Raw genomic sequence first — 9,374 nt, forward strand, 5'->3', positions numbered from 1 at the left:
CGGCGCGGCGGCGGGAGGAGCGGCGGCGGGCGGGGCGGACGGAGAAACCACGGCTTCGATGCCGAGCCGGCCCATGGCCGAGAGCAGCTTGAACACGGCGATCGCCATGTCGGTTTCGGCGGACGCCGCGTCGGACGACGCGTTGATGAGCGCGGTTTCGCCCGCGAGCACGTCGATCAGCGAACGGCGGCCGAGCGCGCGTTCCTTGCGCGCCAGCTCCAGGAATTCGGCGGCGATGTTGGCTTCGTTGCGGAGATGCTCCAGGTTCTGCCGGGAGGTTTCCAGTTCCTGCCAGGCGTTGCGCGCCTGCTCCTGCACGTTGTCGAGGGCATCGCCGTATTTGTTTTCCGACGAAATCAGGTTGAACTCGCTCGCCTTCAAGGTGTTGATGGCGGTGAGGCCGAGGTTGAACGAATACTTGCCCTCGACCTTGATCATGCGCTCGTTCTTGTTGCCGATGGTGCCGTCGAAGTCGTTCTTGTGCCCGTGCTCGCCGACCAGGTTGATGGTCGGGGCGAACTTGTCGGAAAACGTCTTGGAGACGTTGTTGCGCGCGATTTCCGTGGTCAGCTTGGCGGCCTTGAGCTGCGGATTGTCGCGGGCGGCGATGTCGACCACCTCGTTCAGCGTTGCCGGCAGCCGGTCGAGCGGCAGGCGCGGAATCGCCATGGTGGCGGGCCGTTCGGGCAGCTTGTCGAACACGTTGAGATAGCGGTTGCGGGCGGTCTGCAGCGCGCCCTCGGCGCGCGCCCGCGCGGCCTGCGCCGACGCGAGCTGGCGCTTCGATTGCAGCACGTCGGTCGAGAAGCCGGAGCCGCGCTGCACGCGCGCGTCTTCCAGTTCGGTCTGGCGCTTGATGTTGTCTTCCGAGCCGCGCGAGAATTCGAGGATGCGCGTGCGGCGCAGGAGGTCGAGATAGGCGGTGACGCCTTCGAGCAGGACCACCTGCTCGATCGCGTCGCGGGTGGAACGCGCCTGCTCGTACGAAAGCCGCGCGTTGTCGATGGCGCGGTTGGTCGAGCCGAAGTCCCACAGCAACTGCGTGATCTTGACCTCGAACTCGCGCGGCGGGATCGAGGTGTCGGCGGTGTTGTTGCCCTTGAACTGCCGTTCGTAGCCGTAGTTGCCGGTGAGGTCGAGTTTCGGGAACCAGTCGCCGAGGGCCTCGCGCGCCTTTTCGTTCGCGGCCTTCATGTCGGCCTCGGCCGCCTTCACCCGCTTGCTGATCTTGAGGAGATCGGGCAGCACCTCGGGCAGCGTTTCGGCCTTAGCCGCGCCGGCGGCAACGAGCGAAGCCGCCACGGCGGCCAAAACCGTCGCCCGCATGTGAACGAATTCCGCCACGGTCCGTATGCCCTCGCCTGGACGAAAACCGGGCCTGCGATTATCCGCGCGCAGGTCTCGCTTTGGACACAAACCATAGCGTGTCCGCCGGCCGGCGTACATTATTGAGTGGCGGGTTCCGGCGGTTAATTCCGGGGATAATCCCCCGCTACTCCCCCGCCAGCCACGCAACCGAGGAGGCACCCTCGTCCGGCGCGAAAAGACCGGCCAATCCGGCCACCAGCCGGGCGAGATCGGAATCGAGCCGCCAGGGCGGGTTGACCACGATCAGGCCGCAACCGTTGAGCCGTTCGGAATTGTCGAGTCGATGGATCAGCAATTCGGCGGCGAGAATCCGGCGAATCGCCGATTCGGCGAGCGCCGCATGGAACCGATCCACCGGCGCGCGGGACTTGATCGGATACCAGAGAACGAAGATCCCGGTCGCGAACCGGCGATGGCCGTCCTTCAATCCCCGGAGCAGATGATCGAACTCGTCGCGTTGCTCGAACGGCGGGTCGATCAGCACGACACCGCGCTTCGGCGGCGGGCGAATCCCCGCCGCCATTGTTGATTCGCCGCGAGGATTCGCTCGCGGCAGCGGGGGCAGCCAGGCGCGGATCGCCTCGTAGCCGTCCATGCGGCGGATTTCGACCTGCCCGTCGCCCCGGAATTCGCGCGCCAGCGCGCGCGCGTCCTCGGGGTGCAGTTCCGCGCACCATAACTTGTCGCTCTTGCGCAGCAAGGTTCGCGCAACGCGCGGCGAGCCGGGATAATAGCGCGGCATGTGCGCGGCACTCGGCTTGTGTCCGCCATTAACGGCGACCACTGCCTTCAACAGCGACGCCAAGCCCGGCAAATCCGGGGGCGATTCCAACACCCGGCCGATGCCCTGGCGCCATTCGCCGGTTTTTTCCGCCTCCGGGGCGGAGAGATCGTAGCGCCCGAGGCCGGCATGGGTGTCGACGACCGCGAACGGCGCCGGCTTCTTTTTCAGATAGTCGACGATCAGCGCCAAGCCCGCGTGCTTGAAGACGTCGGCGAAGTTGCCCGCGTGGTAAGCATGACGGTAATTCATGGCGACCCGATCTCCTCCGTTTCATATCATAAGCGACGCCATGCCGGATCCGCTCGCGCCCCTTCGCGAAGCCGCCCTCACCCGTCCCGACGACGCGGACGCGCACGCGCGCCTGGGCCGCGCCTACCTCGCCCACGGCCGGCTGGCCGAGGCGATCGAGGCGTTGCAGCGCGCGGCGCGCCTGGAACCCGACGACCCGGCGGTGCGGACCGACCTGGGCCGCGCCTGGATCGCCGCCGCCGATCCCGCTGCGGCCGCGTTCCACTTGCGCCGGGCGGTCGCGCTGATAAGCGCGCGATCGCAAGACGGCCTCGATCCCGACGCGGCGGCGGGCGAATCCCCGCCGCCATTAAATGATTGCCGCGAGGATTCGCTCGCGGCAGAGGCCCGCGCGCTGCTCGCCCGGGCCGAGGCGGGCCAGCCGACGCTCTCGGCCGATTTCGTGCGCGAGATGTTCGACCAGTACGCCGAAAAATTCGACGCCGACATGGCCAAGCTTTCCTATCGCGCGCCGGAGATTTTGCGCGCGCTGCTCGGCGCGCCGCAAGAAGCCCGCGCCTTCGACATTCTCGACCTCGGGTGCGGCACCGGGCTTTCGGGGCTCGCGTTCCGCGCGTTCGCGCGCACCCTCGTCGGCGTCGATCTTTCGCCCGGCATGGCGGCGAAGGCGCGCGCGCGCGGCATTTACGATCGCGTCATTGTCGGCGACATGATCGAAACGGCGCGCGCGATGCCGGCCGGGTTCGATGTGATCGTCGCCGCCGACGCGCTCGGCTACGTGGGCGACCTGGCGCCGCTGTTCGCCGCCGCGCGCGTGGCGCTGCGACCCGGCGGGCGGTTCGCGGCGACGGCGGAAGACGGTGGCGCGGCGGATTTCATCCTCGGCCCGGCGCGGCGTTTCCGCCACGGCGAGGCCTACCTGCGCCGGACGGCGGAAGGCGCGGGCTTCGCCGTCGCGGCGCTGGAACGTTGCGAACTCCGCCGCGACCGGGGCGAGCCGGTCGCCGGGCTGGCCTTTATCCTGGATTTTTAGCTCCCCTGGCGGGCGGCGCGGCGGAACGCTAGGATTCCCCCATGCGCAACCGGCGGATCAAGGACATCATCGCCCGCCAGGAGTTGTTGGCGGTCGGGCCCGACCAAACGGCGCGCGAGGCCGCGCGCCAGATGGTCGCGCGCAACGTCGCCGCCGCCGTGGTCGCCGACGCGGACGGGCGGCTGCTCGGCATCTTCACCGAGCGCGACATGCTGCGCCGGGTGGTGGCCGCGGGCCTCGACCCCGACCGCACCAAGGTTTCCCAGGTCATGACCGCCAAGCCCCACGCGGTCGCGCCCGATGCGACCGGTCTCGAAGCCATGCGCGTGATGCAGGAGCGCCACGTCCGGCATCTCCCGGTCGCGGCCGACGGGCGCGCGCTCGGCATCGTCTCGATCCGCGATTTCCTCGGCGCCGAGGCGGACGAAGTCCGCCGCGAGCAGGAAAACCGCGAACGCCTGTGGGAAGCGTGAGAGGCGCGGCTACCGCGCGCGGCGGCTGAGGGATTCCTGGCGTTCGCGGATATCGGGCGGCCAGGTGCTCTTGATGTAGGCGAGCACGGCCCAGATCTCGCGCTCCGACAACTGGCCGCCGAAGGCGGGCATGCGGCTCGGGAACCCCTTGGGCGCGACCGAGGCGCCGCCGTCGCGGGTGATGCCGAACAACACCTTGTCCGGATGGTGCCAGGTGTGGCCGCTGGCGTCGTGCGGCGGCGCCGGCAGCGAGCCGTCGGGAAAAGGCGTGCGCCAGTTGGGCTCGCCCTCGAGGTTGCCGCCGTGGCATTCGGCGCAGGCGACGGCGTAGACCGTTTTGCCGGCAGCGACGAGGGACGGGTCGCTCAGGTCGGGCGGGGCGGCGTCCGGCTTCAGCCAAAGCCCGAGCGCGGCCACCGCGCCCGCGCCGGCCACAAGCCATCCGATCCTCTTGAACCGTCGTCCGAACGCGGCCATGCCGCTCTAGTATTAGCCGAGGTCTTGGCGCCGTTGAAGATATTCCGCGCGTTCGATCTCGCCCTTGGCGTAACGCTCGTCGAGGATACGCCGCGCCGACGATCCCGATGCCGGTGTTTCCGTTCCACCGCCGCGCTCCGATAGGGGCGCATCGTTTAATGCGCGCGGGGATTCGCCCGCGCGCCAGAGATAACGCACCAGCGCCACCAACGCGATGCCCGCGAGCACGAGCAGCACCAGCCAGAAGAGTCCGTGCAAGCCGCCCATCAAACCCCAGCCCCACCCGGACATGCCGGGGCCGTATCCGCCGCCGTACCACATGATTGCCTCCTTGCTGTTTTCTCTCTACCAGCGCCGGGCGGCGCGGTACTCCCACACCGTGACCTTGCCGTCGCCGTCCTTGTCGGCGGTCTTATGGCGCTCTGCGGCATAGGCCAGAAATTCCTCCAGGGTCAGCTTGCCATCGCCGTTCTTATCCATCTCCTTGAAGCGCGCTTCCTTCTGTTGCGCCATCTGGGCCGCGCGCGGGCCGGTGCCGGGGCCGTAGCCCATATGCCCGGCGAGATATTCCTCGCGCATCACCACCTCGTCCCCGTCGGCGTCGAAGGCCGCAAACACGCTTTCGTGCCAGGCGGCGGATTCGTCGGCGCTGACGAAGCCGTCGTGGTTGGCATCGACCAGCGTCATGCGCGGCGCGCCCATTCCACCGCCGGGACCCCAACCTTGCCCCATCATGCCGGGGCCCCAGCCCATGCCGGATCCCCAACCTTGGCCCATCATGCCTGGCCCCATCATGCCGGGGCCCATCATGCCGGGACCCATCATGCCGGGACCCATCATGCCGGGACCCATCATCGGGCCGCACGGGCCGTAGCCGCCGCCCGGCCCTGGTCCTTGTCCTGGTCCCTGGGCGAAGGCGGCGCCGACGAAAGTCGCCAGCGCGAGAATCAGCGCCCCCGCGAGACGCGCGAGAACGGCGCCGCGAGGCGGCGCAGCCATGTAAATCGTCATGACCGTTCCTCCGTTTGATGCGGAAATTGGAGTTATTTTAATCGCGCGCCGGACGCCGAACCTTGATCCAGGTCACGTCTCCAGGCCGATCCGGCCGCGCCAGGCGGCCCGGCCGCGCGCGGCGGAAACCAATGCCAGCAGCGCGAGCAGGAACGACGCGCCGATCAACCCGGCGGCGATCGGGCGGGTGACGAAGATGCTCCAATCCCCGGCCGAGAGCGCGAGCGATTGACGCAACGAAACCTCCAGCATCGGCGACAGCACCAGGCCGAGCACCACCGGCGCGACCTCGAAATCGAACTTGCGCAGGAGGTAGCCGAGTCCGCCCATGGCGATCATGATCCAGACGTCCACCGCGCTCTGGTTCACGGCGTAGACGCCGAGCACGCAGAACACGAGGATCAGGGGATAAAGATAGGCGTACGGAATCCTGAGCAGATTCACCAGCAGGCCGACCAGCGGCAGGTTGAGGACCAGCAGCATTGCGTTGCCGATGTACATGCTGGCGACGAAACCCCAGAACAGGTTCGGCTGCTCCGTCATCAGCATCGGGCCCGGTGCGATGCCGTGGACCATCAGCGCCGCCAACATCACCGCCGGGATCGGGCCCGACGGCACGCCGAGCGCGAGCATCGGCACGAACGCGCCGCACGCGGCCGCGTTGTTGGCGGATTCGGGGCCGGCCACGCCTTCGATCGCGCCGTGGCCGAACCGTTCCGGCGTCTTCGACACCTTGCGTTCCAGCGCATAGGACACGAACGACGAAATGATGTGCGCCGAGCCGGGCACGATGCCGATCAGAAACCCGAGCACGGTGCCGCGCCCGATCGGCGCCGCCGAATCCGCCAGCTCCCGCCGCGTCGGCAGCAGCTCGCGCAATTTGGGCCGCTGCACCTTGGGCGGCTCGGCCTGGCCGAGCGCGAGCAGGATTTCGGAGACGCCGAACAAGCCGACCGCCACCGGCACGATGCCGATGCCGTCGCCGAGTTCGTGCAGTCCGTACTGGAAGCGGAAAAAACCGCTCATCAGGTCGATGCCGATGGTGCCGAGGAACAGCCCGAGCACGGCCATGGCGAACGTCTTCGCCATCGAGCCGCCGCTCAGCGCCGCAAGCACGAACAAGCCCAACACCAGCAGCCCGAAATACTCGGGCGGGCCGAACTTGAGCGCGACCGCCGCGAGCGGCGGCGCCAGCAGCATCAAGCCGACGATGCTGAGGGTGCCGGCGGCGAACGAGCCGAGCGCGGCGACGGCCAGCGCCGCCCCGCCGCGCCCCTTGCGGGTCATGGCGTAGCCGTCGAGGCAGGTCATGACGGACGCCGCCTCGCCCGGAATGCGCATCAGGATCGAGGTGGTCGAGCCGCCGTACATGGCGCCGTAATAAATGCCCCCCAACAGCACGATCGCCGCCGTCGGGTTGAGGCCGAAGGTCGCCGGCAGCAGCAGGCTGATCCCGGCGAGCGGGCCGACGCCGGGCAACATGCCGACCAGCGTGCCCACCGCGCAGCCGACGAAGGCGTAAAGCAGCATTTCGGGCGCGGTCGCGACCGAAAAACCGAGAGCCAGGTTTTGGAGGGTTTCGATCATTTATTCAGAACGCATGGGGCGTTTGATCCCGGTCAACGCCGCCGAACCGAAGATCGCGTAAATTAATCCGGTCGCAAGCGTCCGAGGGGTGTCATGCCCTACAAAACCAACGCCGCCCTGCCCGCGCCCATTCGCGCCCATTTGCCGGCACCGGCGCAGACCATCTACCGCAACGTCTTCAACAGCGCGTGGCAACGCTACCGCGCCGATCCCCGCCAGGAAGAGATCGCGCACCGTTCGGCCTGGGCCGCGGTCAAGCGCGCCTACCGCAAGGCCGACGGCGACTGGGTGCCGAAGACCGGCCATGGAACTAAACTCCGAACGGCCCGCGCGGCAAAGGCACCCTGAGGGCATCGGCGAACAGGGCGTAGGTGCCGAACGCGAAGCCGAGCGCGACGAGAAGCGCCGGAACCCATCCCTTGCGCTCGACCGCGCCGACCAGAAACAGCATCACCGCCGCGACCGTCAGGCGATAGCCGAGCGGCTCCAGCGCCAGCGCCGCGAACGCGAGCGCGGCGAAGATGGCGAGGCCGCGCGGGGCCTCCGCCCAGCCGAGCGCGCGCAGCGCGGGCCCGCCGCCCGCGACGGCGAGCGCGACGCCGACCACAACGAGCAGAATCGCGAGGATCGTCGGAAACATGCCCGCGCCCGGCTCGCCGAAAGAGCCGAACGACAGCGCACGCGCCTGCCACAGGATCAAGAGTCCGAACGCAAGCAGGCCCACGCCGGCGGCGCGATCGCGGGAGAAGCCCCCCGCGGCGGGCCGCGGCCCTTCGCCGGGCGACGTCACGGTGCCCTCGATCTCCGGCGGCCTTGCGCGCCGCGAGCCCGCGTTATTTCTTCTCCTCGACCCGGCCGACGCGTTTGACCGCCGCCGCCAGCATGGCCGCGTCCTTGTCCCAGAATTTCTTGAACTCCGGGGCGTCGAGATAGGAGACCGGGGTTTGCAATTTTTCCATCGTCGCCTTGAACTCGGGGTCGTTCACGGCCGCGCGCACGGCGTCGCGCAGCACCTGTTGCACCGGCGCGGGCGTCGCCGCGGGCGCGAACACGCCGGCCCAGATGTAGAACTCCACGTCCTTGTAGCCGAGTTCCTTGAAGGTCGGCACGTCGGGCAGCGCCGCCACCCGCTTTTCGCCCCAACCGGCCAACGCGCGGAGCTTCCCCGCCTTGATGTGCGGCACCACCACGCCCGGCCCCGACGCCAGCATATCGACGTGCCCGCCCAAGAGCGCGGTCATGGCCGGACCGGCGCCGGCGAACGGCACATGGCGGAACTTGACCCCGGCCGCGTGCGCGAACATCTCGGTCGCCATGTGCAGCGTGCCGTAGAGCCCCGAGGACGAGAACGAAATCTCGCCGGGGCGTTTCTTGGCGTCGGCGACCAGATCGGCGACCGTCTTCCACGGCTTGTCGGCCGGGACCACCAGGATGGTCGGGTCCGACGTGACCAACGCGATCGGCGCAAGTTGTTTCATCTCGTAGGCCGGCTTGCGGTCGAACAACTTGTCGGCCTCGGGGATGATGGAGATCGAGGACAGCGCCATCAGGATGGTGTAGCCGTCGGGCTTGGCGTTGGCCGCCGCCGCCATGCCGACCGCGCCGCCCGCGCCCCCTTTGTTGGACGCGATCACCGGCTGCTTCAGGAACTTCTCCATGCCCGCGGCGACGGGCCGCCCGGTCTGGTCGGCGACGCCGCCCGGCGGGAACGGAATGATCATGGTGATGGGATGGGACGGGAACTTGTCCTGCGCCAGGGCGGGCACGGATGCCGCGCCGAACGCCGCCAGCCACGCGAACACAACGAGCGCCGATAAACCGCGATGCGCGAATGCCATGATGGTCCTCCCCCGGACGTTTCGAGTCATCCGACCTTGTTTTCGAGCGTGCCGACGCGGTCGAACGCGATCGACACCTTATCACCTTTTTTCAGGAATTTGGGCGGCTTGAAGCCGAGGCCGACGCCCGACGGCGTGCCGGTGGCGATCAGATCGCCGGGTTCCAGCGTGCGGCCGAGCGAGATCGCCTCGATCAGCGTCGGAATGTCGAAAATGAGATCGGAAACCTTGGCCTTCTGGCGCAGCTCGCCGTTGACGCGGGTTTCGAGGCCGATTTCGGTCACGTCGCCGACCTCGTCGGCGGTGACCAGCCAGGGCCCCATCGGGCAGAAGCCGTCGAGGCTTTTCCCCAGGAACCATTGGCCGTAACGCTGCTGCTGGGTGCGCGAGGTCACGTCGTTGATGATGGTATAGCCGTAGACGTGCTTGAAAGCATTGGCCTTGGAAATGTTCCGCCCGCCCGGACCGACGACGACGGTCAATTCGCCCTCGTAATCGACCGAAGCGGTCGGGTCGAGGTGCGCCGGAATGGTCGCGCCCGGTCCGATCACCGA

12 protein-coding genes are annotated in these 9,374 nt (G+C 68.4%); 3 read left to right on the forward strand and 9 right to left on the reverse strand.

The genetic code is table 11. From position 1 onward, the window contains the following. Both FJ311_14620 and FJ311_14625 read right to left on the reverse strand, forming a co-directional pair. Positions 1-1,446, reverse strand: a 1,446-nt coding sequence (locus FJ311_14620) for a TolC family outer membrane protein (protein ID MBM3952672.1), incomplete at its 3' end; no start/stop codon positions are given. 46 nt (positions 1,447-1,492) lie between these two features. Then, positions 1,493-2,401 carry a 23S rRNA (adenine(2030)-N(6))-methyltransferase RlmJ gene (locus FJ311_14625; protein ID MBM3952673.1) on the reverse strand — a complete coding sequence of 303 codons (909 nt, stop codon included), beginning with the start codon at positions 2,399-2,401 and terminating at the stop codon, positions 1,493-1,495. Between FJ311_14625 and FJ311_14630 the strand changes: the two genes are divergently transcribed. Together FJ311_14630 and FJ311_14635 are read left to right on the forward strand one after the other, a co-directional pair. Further along, on the forward strand, positions 2,400-3,434 hold the full coding sequence (locus FJ311_14630; protein MBM3952674.1) for a methyltransferase domain-containing protein: 1,035 nt from the start codon (positions 2,400-2,402) through the stop codon (positions 3,432-3,434). The genes FJ311_14625 and FJ311_14630 overlap by 2 nt on opposite strands. A gap of 41 nt (positions 3,435-3,475) precedes the next feature. Further along, positions 3,476-3,907: a CBS domain-containing protein gene (locus FJ311_14635; GenBank protein MBM3952675.1), complete on the forward strand. Its 432-nt coding sequence runs from the start codon at positions 3,476-3,478 to the stop codon at positions 3,905-3,907. Between the two features lie 9 nt (positions 3,908-3,916). Here the strand turns inward: FJ311_14635 and FJ311_14640 are convergent, their stop codons facing one another. From FJ311_14640 to FJ311_14655, 4 genes are all read right to left on the reverse strand, one after another. Next, positions 3,917-4,384: a cytochrome c gene (locus FJ311_14640; GenBank protein MBM3952676.1), complete on the reverse strand. Its 468-nt coding sequence runs from the start codon at positions 4,382-4,384 to the stop codon at positions 3,917-3,919. Between the two features lie 12 nt (positions 4,385-4,396). Further along, complete coding sequence (locus FJ311_14645; GenBank protein MBM3952677.1) at positions 4,397-4,651, reverse strand: SHOCT domain-containing protein; 255 nt, start codon at positions 4,649-4,651, stop codon at positions 4,397-4,399. Positions 4,652-4,729: 78 nt separating this feature from the next. Continuing rightward, positions 4,730-5,395: a hypothetical protein gene (locus FJ311_14650; GenBank protein MBM3952678.1), complete on the reverse strand. Its 666-nt coding sequence runs from the start codon at positions 5,393-5,395 to the stop codon at positions 4,730-4,732. Positions 5,396-5,467: 72 nt separating this feature from the next. Further along, positions 5,468-6,979: a tripartite tricarboxylate transporter permease gene (locus FJ311_14655; protein MBM3952679.1), complete on the reverse strand. Its 1,512-nt coding sequence runs from the start codon at positions 6,977-6,979 to the stop codon at positions 5,468-5,470. Between the two features lie 96 nt (positions 6,980-7,075). Here FJ311_14655 and FJ311_14660 point away from each other — a divergent pair, with 96 nt between their 5' ends. Next, positions 7,076-7,330: a cation transporter gene (locus tag FJ311_14660; GenBank protein MBM3952680.1), complete on the forward strand. Its 255-nt coding sequence runs from the start codon at positions 7,076-7,078 to the stop codon at positions 7,328-7,330. Here FJ311_14660 and FJ311_14665 read toward each other — a convergent pair. The 3 genes from FJ311_14665 to FJ311_14675 form a co-directional block, all read right to left on the reverse strand. After that, complete coding sequence (locus FJ311_14665) at positions 7,293-7,913, reverse strand: tripartite tricarboxylate transporter TctB family protein (GenBank protein MBM3952681.1); 621 nt, start codon at positions 7,911-7,913, stop codon at positions 7,293-7,295. The genes FJ311_14660 and FJ311_14665 overlap by 38 nt on opposite strands. Next, entirely contained in the window at positions 7,816-8,820 is a 1,005-nt protein-coding gene (locus FJ311_14670) for a tripartite tricarboxylate transporter substrate binding protein (GenBank protein ID MBM3952682.1), read from the reverse strand. Before FJ311_14670 ends, FJ311_14665 begins: the two co-directional genes overlap by 98 nt. 26 nt (positions 8,821-8,846) lie before the next feature. Continuing rightward, positions 8,847-9,374: fumarylacetoacetate hydrolase family protein (locus tag FJ311_14675; protein MBM3952683.1), on the reverse strand; the 528-nt coding region annotated here is incomplete at its 5' end.

The organism is Rhodospirillales bacterium, assembly GCA_016872535.1.
GTDB lineage: Bacteria > Pseudomonadota > Alphaproteobacteria > Rhodospirillales > 2-12-FULL-67-15 > 2-12-FULL-67-15.

What these genes read in the sequence shown, in the direction of transcription:
- FJ311_14630 (MBM3952674.1), top strand. Translation starts at nt 2,400, where the DNA reads ATGGCGACCCGATCTCCTCCGTTTCATATCATAAGCGACGCCATGCCG.
- FJ311_14625 (MBM3952673.1), bottom strand. Translation starts at nt 2,401, where the DNA reads ATGAATTACCGTCATGCTTACCACGCGGGCAACTTCGCCGACGTCTTC.
- FJ311_14635 (MBM3952675.1), top strand. Translation starts at nt 3,476, where the DNA reads ATGCGCAACCGGCGGATCAAGGACATCATCGCCCGCCAGGAGTTGTTG.
- FJ311_14640 (MBM3952676.1), bottom strand. Translation starts at nt 4,384, where the DNA reads ATGGCCGCGTTCGGACGACGGTTCAAGAGGATCGGATGGCTTGTGGCC.
- FJ311_14645 (MBM3952677.1), bottom strand. Translation starts at nt 4,651, where the DNA reads ATGGGCGGCTTGCACGGACTCTTCTGGCTGGTGCTGCTCGTGCTCGCG.
- FJ311_14650 (MBM3952678.1), bottom strand. Translation starts at nt 5,395, where the DNA reads ATGACGATTTACATGGCTGCGCCGCCTCGCGGCGCCGTTCTCGCGCGT.
- FJ311_14660 (MBM3952680.1), top strand. Translation starts at nt 7,076, where the DNA reads ATGCCCTACAAAACCAACGCCGCCCTGCCCGCGCCCATTCGCGCCCAT.
- FJ311_14670 (MBM3952682.1), bottom strand. Translation starts at nt 8,820, where the DNA reads ATGGCATTCGCGCATCGCGGTTTATCGGCGCTCGTTGTGTTCGCGTGG.